The organism is Rhizomonospora bruguierae (assembly GCF_018397995.1).
GTDB lineage: Bacteria > Actinomycetota > Actinomycetes > Mycobacteriales > Micromonosporaceae > Rhizomonospora > Rhizomonospora bruguierae.
The window spans coordinates 16,571-30,926 of the sequence record NZ_BBQH01000043.1 but is presented as its reverse complement, the minus strand read 5'-3'; the positions used below and the strand labels follow the sequence as shown (position 1 = coordinate 30,926).

The window sequence follows — 14,356 nt, the reverse complement described above, 5'->3', positions numbered from 1 at the left end:
TCTCGTTGTCCGCTTACTCAGGGTCCGCCACCGCGACCATCGCCGGGCGCAGCAGCCGCTCGCCGAGCAGGTAGCCGCGGCGCATCACGTCGACGCAGGTCGGCTCGGTGACCTCGGCCGACGTGGTGTGCGCCACCGCCTCGTGCCGGGTCGGGTCGAACGCGTCGCCCTTCTCGCCGAACGGCGTCAGCCCGAACTTGCCGAGCGCGGCGATCAACTGCTCCGCCACCGACCCGAACGGCCCGACCAGGTCGCCGTGGTCCCGCGCCCGGTCCAGGTCGTCCAGCACCGGCAGCAGCGTGCTCAGCACCGCGCCCGTGGTCTGCTCCGCGGCCAGGCTCCGGTCCCGGTCGACGCGCTTGCGGTAGTTGGCGTACTCGGCGGTGACCCGCTGCAGGTCCCGCGTGCGCTCGGCCAACTCCGCCCGCACCGACTCCAGTTCGGACTCGGGTGTGGCCCCGGCGGCCTTCCCGTCCGGCTCCGCACCCGGCTCGGCGTCCTCGTCGGCCACCGGCTGGGCCGGAACCTCGACCGGCTGCGCCGGCGACGGGTCGGTGGCCCCCGGTTCGGCGGCGGTGGACTCGCCGGCGGGTGCTTCGGTACCCGCCGGTTCCGCCACCGCCGGCTGCTCCGGCTCGCCGGTGCCGGGCTCGCCGGCCGCAGGCTTCGCACCGCCGGTTTCCGCCGCCGGTTCCGCACCGCCGCCGGCCTCCGCCGCCGCGTCATCGGCGCCCTTGGCGTCGGAGCGGCCGGCCGGGGCGTCGGGGCCGCTGGCTGTGCTGCCCGCGCTCGCCGCCCCGGTACCCGGCTTGGCGTCGGCGTCGTCCCGCGACTCGGCCGCGTGCTTCGCCCGACCGGTGGCGTCCACTTTCCTCCTGTCCCGGATCACCACCCGCTCGGCGGCAAGCCCGTCGCCGGGCTCCGCCGCCGGGCCGGTGGCGCCTGGTTTCTCGGTCACTTCTTGTCGTCCTCGTCCACAATCTCGGCGTCGACCACATCGTCCCCACCGCTGGCCGCGCCGCCGGTAGCAGCACCGGCCGCATCGCCCGCGGCACCGCCGGCCGCACCCGCACCCGCACCCGCGCCCGGCTCACCGGCCGCGCCGGACGCCTGCGCGTTCGCGTACAGCTGCTGGCTGGCCTGCTGGTTCGCGGCCATCAGCTTCTCGTGGGCCGACTTGATCTTCTCGATGTCCGAGCCGCCCAGCGCGCCGCGCAGCTCACCCAGCGCCTCGGTCAGCGCGTCCTTCGACTCGGCCGGCAGCTTGTCGCCGGACTCCGCGAGGAACTTCTCGGTCTGCCACTGCAACTGCTCGGCCAGGTTGCGGGTCTCCGCCTCCTCGCGGCGGCGCTTGTCGTCGTCCGCGTGGTCCTGGGCGTCGCGCATCATGCGCTCGATGTCATCCTTGGGCAGCGCCGAGCCGCCCGTGATGGTCATCGACTGCTCCTTGCCGGTGCCCAGGTCCTTCGCGTTGACGTGGACGATGCCGTTCGCGTCGATGTCGAAGGTGACCTCGATCTGCGGAACGTTCCGCGGCGCCGGCGGGATGCCGGTCAGCTCGAAGGTGCCGAGCTTCTTGTTGTACGCGGCCATCTCCCGCTCACCCTGGTAGACCTGGATGAGCACGGAGGGCTGGTTGTCGTCCGCCGTGGTGTAGACCTCGGAGCGCTTGGTCGGGATGGTGGTGTTCCGCTCGACCAGCTTGTGCATGATGCCGCCCTTGGTCTCGATGCCCAGCGACAGCGGGGTGACATCGAGCAGCAGGACGTCCTTGACCTCGCCCTTGAGCACGCCGGCCTGCAACGCCGCGCCGACCGCGACCACCTCGTCCGGGTTCACGCCCTTGTTCGGCTCCCGGCCGGTGAGCTGCTTGACCAGCTCCGAGACCGCCGGCATGCGGGTCGAGCCGCCGACCAGGATCACGTGGTCGACATCCTGCATCCGGACGCCCGCGTCCTTGATCGCCTGCTCGAACGGGCCCTTGCAGCGGTCCAGCAGGTCCTGCGTCATCCGCTGGAACTCCGCCCGGGTCAGCGTCACGTCCAGGTGCAGCGGGGCCGACGGGCCGCCGTCCGCGCCGGAGGGGCCGGCCGTGATGTAGGGCAGGTTGATGTTCGTGGTGGTGGCGGCGGACAGCTCGATCTTGGCCTTCTCGGCCGCCTCGCGCAGCCGCTGCAGTGCCATCTTGTCCTGGGACAGGTCCACGCCGTGCTGGCCGCGGAACGTCTTGACCAGGTGATCGATGACCCGCTGGTCCCAGTCGTCGCCGCCCAGGGCGTTGTCGCCGCTGGTCGACTTGACCTCGATGACGCCCTCGCCCAACTCCAGCAGCGACACGTCGAAGGTGCCGCCACCCAGGTCGAAGACCAGGACCGTCTGCTCCTTGGAGCCCTTGTCCAGGCCGTACGCCAGCGCGGCCGCGGTCGGCTCGTTCACGATCCGCAGCACGTTGAAGCCGGCGATCTCGCCCGCCTCCTTGGTGGCGGTGCGCTGCGCGTCGTTGAAGTACGCCGGCACGGTGATCACCGCGTCGGTGATCTGCTCGCCCAGGTACGCCTCGGCGTCGCGCTTCAGCTTCATCAGCACCCGCGCGGAGATCTCCTGCGGGGTGTACTTCTTGCTATCGATGTCGATGGACCAACCGCTGCCCATCTCGCGTTTGACCGAGCGGATCGTCCGGTCCGGATTCGTCACCGCCTGCCGCTTGGCGACCTCGCCGACGAGAACCTCGCCGTTGCGGGCGAACGCGACGATCGACGGCGTGGTCCGCGATCCCTCGGCGTTCGCGATCACGGTGGGCTCGCCACCCTCGAGCACGGACACGACCGAGTTGGTCGTACCGAGGTCGATGCCGACCGCACGTGCCATCTTCGCTTCCTCGCTTCTGCGTAGTTCGCTGTGGATGCCCCGCAAGTTGAGCGGGCCGGGCTCAATTCTGCCACGGGGCCGCCGAGCGGCAACCCGAAGTTGAGTCAATCACACGCAAGTCCCTCCGCCTCGCCCTCCCTCCCCCTCGACGCCACCTGCGGTAAAGATGGCCGCGCCTCGCTCTGCTTCCGCAGAGGAAGCAGCACTCCTTACCGGACCTGTCCGTTTCGGCGCCGTGTCGGTGCCCGTGGCGGCCGCCGGGTGGGAGATCTTGGTACCGATCTGGCCAGAAAAGCGGCGTGTCGTACCAAGATCTCACCCTCGGGGGCCGGGGTGGCGAAGGCCGAGCGGGTCGGGGCGGAGCGCGCGGCGCGGGTCGGGGCGGAGCAGGTCGGGGCGGGTCGGGATGGGGTGGGCGGCGCGGTTGAGGCGTGCGAACTGGTCAGGCACGGCGGGCGCGTAAACACTAGGGTGTGGGCGTGACGCCGCACGGTATGCCCGCCGCCGCGCGCTCGGCCACGCCCGCCGAAGGGGATCCCGCACCCCGGTCGGAGGAGCAGCCGTCGTTCACCGATGGCGCCCCCAACATCCCGGAACAGGCCCCTGACCTGCACGGCAACCCCGAGACGCCGCCGCCCTCCGAGGAGCCGGCGGGCGCGCAACCCACCGCTGGCAAGGCCACGCCCGGGGCGGGGGCCGGGCCGCCCGAGGAGCTGGCATCCATCGATGAGCCTGCCGCGTCCGTCGAGACCCGACCGGCCGTCGGGGCCGCGGGCGACTCCGGCACCGGGCTGGCCGCCGACCCTGCCACCGCCCTGGGCAGCGAAGCCGCGAAGCATTCCGCCAGCGCGGCAGCCAGTGAGGCCGCAAGCGAACCCAACCCAGCCGGCAACCCAGCCACCCAGCCGGCCGACGAAGCCACAGACCATCCCGCCAGCACGCCAGCCAACGAGACCGCGAATGAGCCCGCCGCTGGCGCAGCCGATGACCCCACCCAGCCGGCAGGCGCCACGGACCACACGGCAGCCAGCGACCCCCACACGGGCCCGGCCGGCGGCCCCGCCACCGAGCCGGCCGACGAAGTCACGGAGCATTCCGCCTGGCTGGCGGCCAGCGAGGTGGCTGGCAAGGTCGCAGCCGTCACCGCGGGCGGCCTCGCCGCTGACTCGGTCCGCGAGGGCTTCCCCGAGAGCGCTGCGTGGCGCGACACCACGCCCACCGGTAATGGGAGCGGTGCGGTCGACGGCGGCGCCGCCTGGGCGGAGCCCGTCCCGGTGCCGGTCGGTCCCGCGAAGGATCTGGCCGCCGCGCTGGTCGAGTTACGGTCGGCGATCGGCGGGGCCGCGTACCCCCTGGTGCTGCCCTCGGCGGAGGCGGCCCGCCAGGCGAGCGCGGGCCTGATGGCGCAGTTGGACGACTACCTGTTGCCGCGCCTGTCGCGGCTGGACGCGCCGCTGCTCGTGGTGGTCGGCGGTTCCACCGGTGCCGGCAAGTCGACGTTGGTGAACAGCCTGGTCCAGGCGCCGGTGAGCGCGACCGGTGTGCTGCGGCCCACGACGCTGGCGCCGGTCCTGGTCTGCCACCCCTCCGACAGCTCCTGGTTCCGCAAGGGGGACCTGCTGCCGGGGTTGACCCGCACCTCATCGGCGACGGACGACCCGGGAACGCTCCAGCTCGTCGTGGCCCCGGCGCTGACCCCCGGCCTGGCGTTCCTGGACGCGCCGGACATCGACTCGGTGGTGGACGCCAACCGCGCCCTCGCCGGTCAGCTGCTGGCGGCGGCGGACCTGTGGCTGTTCGTGACCACGGCCGCCCGCTACGCGGACGCGGTGCCGTGGGAGCTGTTGCGCGCGGCGCGGTTCCGGGGCACGGTGACCGCGCTGGTCCTGGACCGGGTGCCGCCCGGGGCGACCGGCGCGGTGGCCGGGCACCTGAGCCGGATGCTGGCCGAGCACGGCCTGGCCGAGGCGCCGCTGTTCGTGCTGACCGAGACCGGGGTGGACGGCCAGGGGCTGCTGCCCGACGCGGAGGTCGGCCCGCTGCGGGAGTGGTTCGCCCGGCTGGCGGCGGACGCGTCCGCGCGGGCGGCCGTGGTGCGCCAGACGCTGGACGGCGCGCTCACGGCGCTCGGCCCCGCCGTGGAGGGGCTCGCGGCGGCGGTGGAGGAGCAGGCCGCCGCGACCGAGGTACTCACCGAGCGGGTGGGCGCGGCGTACCGGTCGGGGCTGGCGATCGTGGCGCACGGGGTCAAGGACGGGACGCTGCTGCGCGGCGAGGTGCTGGCCCGCTGGCAGGAGTTCGTGGGTACCGGTGAGCTGCTGCGCGCCCTGGAGGCGCGGATCGGCCGGCTGCGGGACCGGGTCGCCGCGGCGGTGCGGGGGCGACCGGCGCCGGGTGGCGACCTGCGCACGGCGATCGAGTCCGGGCTGGTGACCCTCATCCGGGGCGCCGCGGGCGACGCCGCCGAGCAGGCGTACACGGGCTGGCAGGCGCATCCGGCCGGCGCCGCGCTGCTGGGGGCGGAGTTGTCGCGCCCGTCGCCGGACCTCGACGAGCGGGCCGAGCGTCTGGTCCGGGAGTGGCAGCGGAGCGTGCTGGACCTGGTACGCCGGGAGGCGGCCGACAAGCGGGCCACGGCGCGCGGCGCGGCGTACGCGGTGAACGCCACCGGCCTGCTGGTGATGGTGACGGTGTTCGCCTCGACGGCGTTCATCCCGACCGGCGCGGAGATCGCGGTGGCCGGCGGCACGACGGTCGCCGCGCAGAAGATCCTTGAGGCGATCTTCGGCGACCAGGCGATTCGCGGCCTGGCGGGGAAGGCCCGGGAAGACCTGCTGGACCGGGTCGAGGAACTGCTCGCCCAGGAGGCGGCCCGGTACCTGGAGCGGCTGGGCGCGGCGGACGCCGCGGCCGAGCCGGGGCAGCGGCTGCGCGCGGCGGCGGCCGAGGTGGAGGCCACCCGCTCCGCCGCCGGCCTGTCCCGGGGGCGGGCCGTGCTCGACTTCCCGGCCGGCTACCCCGCCGCCCCGGAGGGCCTCGGGTGAGCGGGATGGTGAGCCGGATGCGGGAGGCGCTGCGGACGGACCACCGGGTCGACGCCGACCGGCTGGTGGACCGGGTGGAGGCGCTGCGCCGGTTCGTGCGCACGGTCGAGGGACACCTGCCGTCGGAGCGACTGGTGAAGGCGCAGACGGCGGTCGAGCGGGCCGGCGCCCGGCTGGCCCTGTCCCGGGACCACACCGTGGTCGCCCTGGCCGGCTCGACCGGCAGCGGCAAGTCGAGCCTGTTCAACGCGCTGGCCGGGCTGGACCTGTCCCCGGTCGGCGTGCTGCGCCCGACCACCGGCGTGGCGCACTCCTGCGTGTGGGGTCCGCTGGAGCCGGCCGGCCGCCTGCTGGACTGGGTCGGCGTGCTGCCGCGCAACCGGTTCGTGCGGGAGAGCGCCCTGGACGGCGACGACGAGGCGGCGCTGCACGGCCTGGTCCTGCTGGACCTGCCGGACTTCGACTCGGTGGAGAAGAGCCACCGGCTGGAGGTGGACCGGCTGCTCGGCCTGGTCGACCTGGTGATCTGGGTGCTGGACCCGCAGAAGTACGCCGATCGGGTGGTGCACCAGAGCTACCTGCGCGAGTTCCACCGGTTGGCCGGGGTGACCGTCGTGGTGCTCAACCAGGCGGACCGGCTCAGCGCCGTCGACCTCACCCGGCTGCTGGCGGACCTGCGCCGCCTGCTGGAGCGGGACGAGTTGCCCGACGTGCCGGTGCTGGCGACCTCCGCCGTGGACCCGAACGGGCACGGCGAGCTGCGGGCCATGCTGGAGCGGACGGTGGCCGCCCGGCAGGCCGCCCTGGAACGTCTCAACGGCGACGTGGACCAGGCGGTGGCCGGGCTGTCGGACGCGGTGGGTCCGCCCGCGCCGCGGGAGATGGTGGACCGGGTCACGGTCCGCGAGTTGACCGACGCGCTGGCCGGCTCGGCCGGGGTGCCCGCCGTGGTGTCGGCGACCGGGCGCGCGTACCGGCAGCGGGCGGCCGCCGCGGCCGGGTGGCCGCTGCTGCGCTGGCTGGGCCGGCTCCGCCCGGACCCGCTGCGCCGCCTGCACCTGCAGGAGGGCGGCGAGGCCGGCGCCCCGCTCCCGGTCACCTCGGTGCCGGACCCGGATGAGGCGCAGCGCGCCGCCGTGGGGCTCGCCGTGCGGGGCGTCGCCGCGCAGGCGGCCCGGGACCTGCCGGTGCCGTGGCCCGCCGCGGTCACCGCCGCCGCCCGGTCCCGCCTCGACGACGTGCCGGACGCGCTGGACCGCGCGGTCGCCGGTACCGACCTGGGCGTGCACCGGACGCCGGTCTGGTGGCGGGTCGCCGGGGTGATCCAGTGGCTGGCGACGCTCGCCGCGGTGGTCGGCCTCGGCTGGTTGGTCGCCGGGTATGTGGTCCGTGCGCTGGGCCTGCCGGCGCTGCAGAACCCGAAGGTGGGCCTGACCCCGGTGCCGACGCTGCTGCTGCTCGGCGGCCTGCTGCTCGGGGTGCTCGCGGCGCTGCTGGTCAGGCCGCTGGTCAGCTGGGGTGCCCGGCGGGCCGCCCGGCGGGCGGAGGCCCGGCTGCGGGCGGCGGTCACCGAGGTGGCCCGGGAGTGCGTGGTGGCCCCGGTCCGCGAGGTGCTGCACGCCTACGCCGACGCCCGCGAACTGCTCACCGCCGCCGGGCGTTCGTGACCGCCCGCCACGGGCTGATGGCCGGCCCGGACCGCTGGGTCAGCCTGGCCGGCGGGGTGCTGCTGCCGCTGGCCCTGCTGGTGCTGGTGCGCCGGTTGCCGGCGGTGCGCGGCGGGCCGGTCGAGCGCCCGGGCCGCAGCGGCCGGTGACGATGCCCACACCGGCGCCCAAGACCGCGTAGGGTCGGACCATGGCGACGCCGAAGACCCCGCACGAAGCCATACTCCTGGCCGCCCGCGACGTCACCAAGCTGACCTCCGCGCTGGACGCGGAGATGCTCGGCACCGCCCTGCTCGGCAGCGTGTACGCGGTCGCCGAGCACGACCGGGCGGACGCGGTGCGCGCCTTCGTGGGCGACTTCCTCGCCGCCACGGCCCGCCGGCGCGGCGCGGCGGCCACGGCGATCCGCCAGGTTTTCGCAGCGCTCGTGCCGGACGCCCCCGGCGCCGGCGCCGTCCGCCCCGGCCCGCCGGCACCGCCGTGGTCCGCCCACCTGGGGCGGGTGCGGCTCACCGGCAGCTACGCCTACGGCGACGTGTACGGGGACCAGACCAGCTACCTGGCGACCTTCGCGTACGAGGACGACACCGGCGGCGGCGAGGAGCACGCCGTGGTGGCGCTGGTGGACCACAACATCGGCATCGCGAAGGACATCTTCGTCGGCCCGGCGGCGCCGATCGTCGGCCAGGTGCGCGAGGCGTGCGGCGGCGATGAGCTGATCTGGTTCGCCGAGGTGCCGCCCGCCCGGCTGCGCGGCGAGGTGGCCCGGCACCTGGCGTTCACCGACGACCTGGACGAGTTGCCGGACGACGGCTCGCTCGCCACCGACCGGGCCCTGGTCGGCGCCCGGCTGGCGGCGCTGCCCGCCAACGGTCCGCCGGCGCCCGAGTCGGTGCGGCCGCTCATGGACGCCGAGCGGGACCGGCTCCAGCGCGACTTCCTCGCCTCGCCGGAGGCCGCGGCGGCCCGGCTGGCCGACGCGAGCGGCGTCGAGGAGTCGTCGCTGCATTTCTGCCTGAGCCTGATCCTGGATTACGCCGGGAGCTTCCCCGACCCCGAGCCGCTGCGCTGGAGCCCGATGGTCGCGGAACTGTTCCTGCTGGACTGGGTGCACCGCCGCGCCGTGCTGGACATGGACGACGCCGCGATGCTGCCTCGCGTGGTGCGCGCCTGGGCCGCGTACGCGACCCGGGTGCGCGGCCTGCCGGCCACCGCCGCGGCGCGGACCGACGCGGCGGTGGTGGACATGACGGACGAGTTCGCCCGGCTGTACGCCACGGGCGAGCGGCGCAGCACCGCCACCGCGGCGGTCGCCCAACTCATCTCGGACGGTGTGGACCCGAACGACCCCGCCGCGGTGGACGCCTGGATCCAGGAGAACCGCGACCGGCTCGGCGAGTAGCCGGCCCGACCACGCTCCACATCGGACGATCCTGGGGCGACATTCCTCGTACGACGGATCGCACGTTAGCGGCCGCGGCCGGCGCCCTTCGGCCTGCCTGCGCCCCCGTGGTTCTCGTACCGGTGGTGGTGGCCGTCCCGCCATTTCGGGTTGGTCACCTTCGGCGGGAGGGGGCGCCTCGGCGGCGGGCACGGCGCCTTCGGGTGCCGGGGCGGCCCCGGGATGGACGGTGGCTCGGGGCGCGGCCGCCTGGGCGGGTGCGGCGGCTCGGGCGGGCGCGGCGGCTTGGGCCGCGGTGGCTCGGGCGGGCGGGGCGGCTCGGGCCGGGGCGGCTTGGGCGGGCGCGGCAGTTCGGGCCGGAGCGGCTTCGGCGGGCGTTGCCGGTGGGTGCCTGGACTCGTCGCCGACTCGGCGATCCATCGCCTGCCCCCGGCGCTGGACGACTCGTCCCGTCCGACGACCAGGACGGGTCGCGGCCCGGGCGGGACGGGCCGCCGCAAAATCGGCGAGGCGTCCTGCGGGAGGGCGTCCCGGCCGGGCCGGGGCGGTAACAGCGGCACGTCGGTCGGCGGCACCAGCGGCGGCACGGTCACCGGCGGCGGCTGGCTCGGTGGCGGGACGAACGGGGTGGTCCCGCCGCGGATCGCCGCGTCGTCGATCGTCGCCGAGCCGGCCCGGATCGCGGCGAGCGTGGGCAGCGACGTGAGTCCCGTCAGGAGCAGCACGATCAGGGCGTACCGGCGGCCGGGGCCGGCCAGCCCGTATGCCGGGGCCCGGTGCGTACCGGGCTCGTGCCTGAGGGGCGGATCGGGCGGCACGTGCCCTCCTCGCGCTCGACAACCGGGGGATTCGTCGGACGTCTTCGATGGACCGTCGGGTCCGGCGACTGGGCTAACGCGGAACAGGGTCACGCGGTCGCGGGTACATCGCCATCACTACGCACTGTGCTAGTTCGGCGACCTTGCGATACTTGCGCAACCGGTGCCGACATGGGCCACCAACCGATTGAATCGCTGATGTGATCAAACCGCCTCTGTGGCCGCCCTCACCTCGTCTGCCAGGATGGAGGCGGCGGCAACGCGGCCGCGGCTCGCGCGCACCCACGCCCGGGCCCGAACCGTCGCCGCCGCTCCCCCCGGCCGGGGTTCCGCCCGAACCCCGACCACGCCGCGCGGCAACCCCACCCGGGCTAGGGCGCGGCACCCCGATAGCCTGCCCGGCATTCGCCGGAAGGCGCCAGAGTCGCGCGCCGGTCGGGTCAACCCCGCGGCCGCACACACGACAGGGAGACACGCTATGGCGAAGGGCGACCGCGGAGCGCGGCTCCGCGACCGGCGTACCGCCGGTCCACCGCCGGCCGAGCCGGGCGCGCCGCTGGGCGACGACCTGGTTCAACTGCTCACGCCCGAGGGTGAGCGGATCGACCGGGTGACCGGCCCGGACGGCGTCGAGTACTCGGTCGACTTCAGCGATTCCGAATACCGCGGGCTCTACCGGGACCTGGTCGTGGTGCGCCGCCTCGACGCCGAGTCCACCGCGCTGCAGCGCCAGGGTGAACTGGGCATCTGGGCCAGCCTGCTGGGCCAGGAGGCCGCCCAGGTGGGCTCCGGCCGGGCGCTGCGCCCGCAGGACATGGCCTTCCCGACGTACCGGGAGCACGGCGTCCTCTACTGCCGGGGCATCGACCCGATCATGCCGCTGGGCCTGTTCCGCGGCGTCGACCAGGGCGCCTGGGACCCGGTCGAGCACAAGTTCAACATGTACACGATCGTGATCGGCGCGCAGACCCTGCACGCCACCGGTTACGCCATGGGCATCGCCATGGACGGGAAGGTCGGCAACTCCGACGACCCGGCCGACGGCGAGGCGGTCATCGCCTACTTCGGCGACGGCGCGACCAGCCAGGGCGACGTCAACGAGGCGTTCATCTGGTCCAGCGTCTACCACGCGCCGATCGTCTTCTTCTGCCAGAACAACCAGTACGCGATCTCCGAGCCGATCGAGCGGCAGACCCGCATCCCGCTGTACCGGCGGGCGGCCGGCTTCGGCTTCCCCGGCGTGCGGGTGGACGGCAACGACGTGCTCGCCACGTACGCGGTCACCCGGCACGCGCTGGACAACGCGCGGCACGGCCAGGGCCCCACGATGATCGAGGCGCACACCTACCGGATGGGTGCGCACACCACCACCGACGACCCGACCCGGTACCGCGGGATCAGCGAGGTCGAGGCGTGGCAGGCCAAGGACCCGATCGCGCGGGTGCGGGCGTTCCTGGCGAAGCAGCAGATCGCGGACGCCGGCTTCTTCACGGAGGTGGACGAGCAGGCCACCGCGGAGGCCATGAGCCTGCGCGAGCGGGTACTGGCGATGCCGGACCCGGAGCCGGTGACGCTGTTCGACCACGTCTTCGTCGACGAGACGCCGCAGATCCGGCAGCAGCGGGCGCGGTTCGTCGAGTACCAGGCGTCCTTCGAGGGGAGTGGGCACTGATGGCGGCGAAGACGATGACCATGGTCAAGGCGCTCAACGCCGGCCTGCGCCGCGCCCTCGAAGCGGACGCCAAGGTCGTGATCATGGGTGAGGACGTGGGCAAGCTCGGCGGCGTCTTCCGGGTCACCGACGGCCTGCAGAAGGACTTCGGCGAGAACCGGGTGCTGGACACCCCGCTGGCCGAGTCCGGCATCGTCGGCACCGCGATCGGCCTGGCCATCCGCGGGTACCGGCCGGTCTGCGAGATCCAGTTCGACGGCTTCGTCTACCCGGCGTACGACCAGATCGTCTCCCAGGTGGCGAAGATGCACTACCGGTCGCAGGGCAAGCTGCGCCTGCCGATCGTGATCCGCATCCCGTTCGGCGGCGGCATCGGGGCGGTCGAGCACCACTCGGAGTCCCCGGAGGCGTACTTCGCGCACACCGCCGGCCTCAAGGTGGTCGCCTGCGCCGACCCGGCCGAGGCGTACGTGATGGTCCAGCAGGCCATCGCCTGCGACGACCCGGTGATCTTCTTCGAGCCCAAGCGCCGGTACCAGGAGAAGGGCGAGGTCGACCTGGACGCGTCCCTGGACGGCGCCCGCCCCCTGTTCGCCTCCCGGGTGCTGCGCCAGGGCACGGACGCGACGGTTCTCGCGTACGGCCCGATGGTACGCACGGCGCTGGAGGCGGCCGCGGCGGCCGCGGAGGACGGGCGCTCGCTGGAGATCATCGACCTGCGCACGCTCTCCCCGCTGGACCTGGGCCCGGCGTACGAGTCGGTCAAGCGCACCGGGCGCTGCGTGGTGGTGCACGAGGCGCCGGGCACCATCGGCCTCGGCGCGGAACTGGCCGCCCGGATCACCGAGGAGTGCTTCTACTCGCTGGAGGCACCGGTGCTGCGGGTGACCGGCTACGACACCCCGTACCCGACGGCCCGGGTGGAGGAGGAGTTCCTCCCCGACCTGGACCGCGTCCTGGACGGCGTCGACCGGACCTTCGGGTGGTGAGCGGCGTGTCCCGGATCCGCAAGTTCGAGATGCCCGACCTCGGCGAGGGGCTCACCGAGGGCGAGATCCTCCGGTGGTTCGTCAAGGTCGGTGACACGATCGCGCAGAACCAGCCGATCGTCGAGGTGGAGACCGCCAAGGCGGCCGTGGAGATCCCGGCGAAGTGGCCCGGCAGGGTCACGGCGATCTTCCACGAGGAGGGCGCCACGGTGGACGTGGGCGCCCCGATCATCGCCATCGACACCGACCCGGAGGCGGGCGACCCGCCGGCGGACGACGCCCCGGCGGACGGACCGGCGTACGTGGCGGAGGAGCGCACCGCCGTGCTGGTCGGGTACGGCCCGAAGACGGGCGCGGCCAAGCGCCGCGCCCGCAAGACGGCGACCAACGGCATGGCGGCGGCGGTCGGCGGCGCGGCCGTCGAGCCGGCGGCGCCGCCGGTCCCGGCGCCCGTTCCCGCTCCGGCACCGGCGGTCCCGGTCTCCGTGGCGGCGCCGGTGTCGTCGGCGCCCGCCGGCGGCCGGCCGGCGGCGGTCGGCCCGCGGGTCCCGGTGCTGGCCAAGCCGCCGGTCCGGAAGCTGGCGAAGGACCTCGGCGTCGACCTCACGGCCCTGACGGGCAGCGGGCCGCTGGGCTCGATCACCCGCGAGGACGTGCAGGCCGCCACCTCGGCCGCCGCGCCGGCTCCGGCGATGGCCGCGACCGCGGTCGCGGCGCCGGCGTTCGGCCCGGACCGCGAGCAGCGCACCCCGATCAAGGGCGTGCGCAAGCTCACCGCGGAGAACATGGTCGCCTCGGCGTTCACCGCCCCGCACGTCACCGAGTTCCTGACGGTGGACGTCACGCGCGGCGTGAGGGCCCTCGACCGGCTCCGCGAGCGCGCCGAGTGGCGGGACGCCCGGATCAGCCCGTTGCTGCTGGTCGCCAAGGCCGTCCTGCTCGGCATCCGCCGGTACCCGATGATCAACTCGACCTGGTCGGCCGCGACCAACGAGATCATCATCAAGGAGTACGTGAACCTCGGCATCGCCGCGGCGACCGAGCGTGGCCTGATCGTCCCGAACATCAAGGACGCCGGCCGGCTCACCCTCCGCGACCTGGCGGACGAGCTGACCGCCCTGGTGCGGACGGCCAAGGCCGGCCGCACCTCGCCGGCGGACATGGCCGGGGGGACGTTCTCCATCACCAACGTCGGCGTGTTCGGCGTGGACACCGGCACCCCGATCCTGCCGCCGGGCGAGGCCGCGATCCTCGCCCTGGGCGCGATCCGGGAGCAGCCCTGGGTGCACAAGGGCAAGATCCGGGCGCGGCAGGTCACCACGCTCGGCATGTCCTTCGACCACCGGATCATCGACGGCGAACTGGGGTCCAAGTTCCTGCGGGACGTGGGAGCCTTCCTCAGCGACCCGGAGGCGGCCCTGCTCGCCTGGACCTGACCCCTCAACCAGCCCGGCCCGCGGCCGGCGCCCGGCGGTGCAAGACCCGCTGGAGCGCCGGCCGCAGCCGTTTCATGACCCCATTGAGGCCGGCGCTGACCTTAGATTCTTCGGCTGGTGTCGGACATCACCGTCGAATCTTTTGTCCGCGGCGCGGGTCGGGTGGTTCAATAGTCATCGAACCACTCTGGCATCCGGGGGATGAACAATGAACATGCTGAACCGCTACCGCAGTCGCCGCGAGGCCGCCCGCCGCACCCGCGCCATCGAGCGCGCCCTGAACTCGGCCAACACGCCGGCCCTCCGCGAGGAGATCCTGTCCATCGCGGACCGCTACTACATCCCGCGCTTCTGATTCCGGCCACGCCGGCGCCGGCGACTCGAAGCGCACCCCCTCCCATCGACCCGGCGGGTACTGACCCCGCCGGGTCGTTGCTTTGCCGCCCACGCTGGATCCGCG

The 14,356-nt window shown here is 74.3% G+C and carries 12 protein-coding genes; 8 read left to right on the top strand and 4 right to left on the bottom strand.

The genetic code is table 11. The features are described from left to right. Nucleotides 1-13: 13 nt before the first annotated feature. The 3 genes from grpE to KJS59_RS31845 form a co-directional block, all read right to left on the bottom strand. The gene (gene grpE, locus KJS59_RS21530) at nt 14-958 is read right to left on the bottom strand and encodes a nucleotide exchange factor GrpE (RefSeq protein WP_213454766.1); all 945 of its coding nucleotides are present in this window, start codon (nt 956-958) and stop codon (nt 14-16) included. Further along, on the bottom strand, nt 955-2,868 hold the full coding sequence (dnaK, locus tag KJS59_RS21525; protein WP_213454765.1) for a molecular chaperone DnaK: 1,914 nt from the start codon (nt 2,866-2,868) through the stop codon (nt 955-957). Before dnaK ends, grpE begins: the two co-directional genes overlap by 4 nt. 315 nt (nt 2,869-3,183) lie before the next feature. Next, nucleotides 3,184-3,318: a hypothetical protein gene (locus tag KJS59_RS31845; RefSeq protein ID WP_283775837.1), complete on the bottom strand. Its 135-nt coding sequence runs from the start codon at nt 3,316-3,318 to the stop codon at nt 3,184-3,186. Between the two features lie 824 nt (nt 3,319-4,142). On the opposite strand from KJS59_RS31845, the gene KJS59_RS21520 reads away from it, so the two are divergent. From KJS59_RS21520 to KJS59_RS21505, 4 genes are read left to right on the top strand one after another with little or no spacing between them, the layout of a single operon-like run. Next, nucleotides 4,143-5,912: an ABC transporter gene (locus KJS59_RS21520; protein WP_376771231.1), complete on the top strand. Its 1,770-nt coding sequence runs from the start codon at nt 4,143-4,145 to the stop codon at nt 5,910-5,912. Between the two features lie 5 nt (nt 5,913-5,917). Continuing rightward, nucleotides 5,918-7,579, top strand: coding sequence for a GTPase (locus KJS59_RS21515; RefSeq protein ID WP_213454786.1), 1,662 nt, complete (start codon nt 5,918-5,920; stop codon nt 7,577-7,579). Then, on the top strand, nt 7,576-7,728 hold the full coding sequence (locus KJS59_RS21510) for a hypothetical protein (protein WP_213454764.1): 153 nt from the start codon (nt 7,576-7,578) through the stop codon (nt 7,726-7,728). The genes KJS59_RS21515 and KJS59_RS21510 overlap by 4 nt, the downstream gene beginning before the upstream one ends. 41 nt (nt 7,729-7,769) lie before the next feature. After that, nucleotides 7,770-8,981 carry a hypothetical protein gene (locus KJS59_RS21505; protein WP_213454763.1) on the top strand — a complete coding sequence of 404 codons (1,212 nt, stop codon included), beginning with the start codon at nt 7,770-7,772 and terminating at the stop codon, nt 8,979-8,981. Between the two features lie 65 nt (nt 8,982-9,046). On the opposite strand, the gene KJS59_RS21500 is transcribed toward KJS59_RS21505, so the two are convergent. After that, nucleotides 9,047-9,799, bottom strand: a complete 753-nt coding sequence (locus KJS59_RS21500) for a hypothetical protein (RefSeq protein ID WP_213454762.1) — start codon at nt 9,797-9,799, stop codon at nt 9,047-9,049. 478 nt (nt 9,800-10,277) lie between these two features. Between KJS59_RS21500 and pdhA the strand changes: the two genes are divergently transcribed. The 4 genes from pdhA to KJS59_RS21480 all read left to right on the top strand — a co-directional run bounded on the left by pdhA (nt 10,278) and on the right by KJS59_RS21480 (nt 14,251). Further along, nucleotides 10,278-11,471 carry a pyruvate dehydrogenase (acetyl-transferring) E1 component subunit alpha gene (pdhA, locus tag KJS59_RS21495; protein WP_213454761.1) on the top strand — a complete coding sequence of 398 codons (1,194 nt, stop codon included), beginning with the start codon at nt 10,278-10,280 and terminating at the stop codon, nt 11,469-11,471. Further along, entirely contained in the window at nt 11,471-12,460 is a 990-nt protein-coding gene (locus tag KJS59_RS21490; protein ID WP_213454760.1) for an alpha-ketoacid dehydrogenase subunit beta, read from the top strand. Before pdhA ends, KJS59_RS21490 begins: the two co-directional genes overlap by 1 nt. Continuing rightward, nucleotides 12,457-13,896 (top strand): dihydrolipoamide acetyltransferase family protein, encoded by a 1,440-nt coding sequence (locus KJS59_RS21485; protein WP_213454759.1) that lies wholly within the window; start codon nt 12,457-12,459, stop codon nt 13,894-13,896. Before KJS59_RS21490 ends, KJS59_RS21485 begins: the two co-directional genes overlap by 4 nt. Before the next feature lie 208 nt (nt 13,897-14,104). Further along, nucleotides 14,105-14,251, top strand: coding sequence for a hypothetical protein (locus KJS59_RS21480; protein WP_213454758.1), 147 nt, complete (start codon nt 14,105-14,107; stop codon nt 14,249-14,251). Nucleotides 14,252-14,356: the final 105 nt, after the last annotated feature.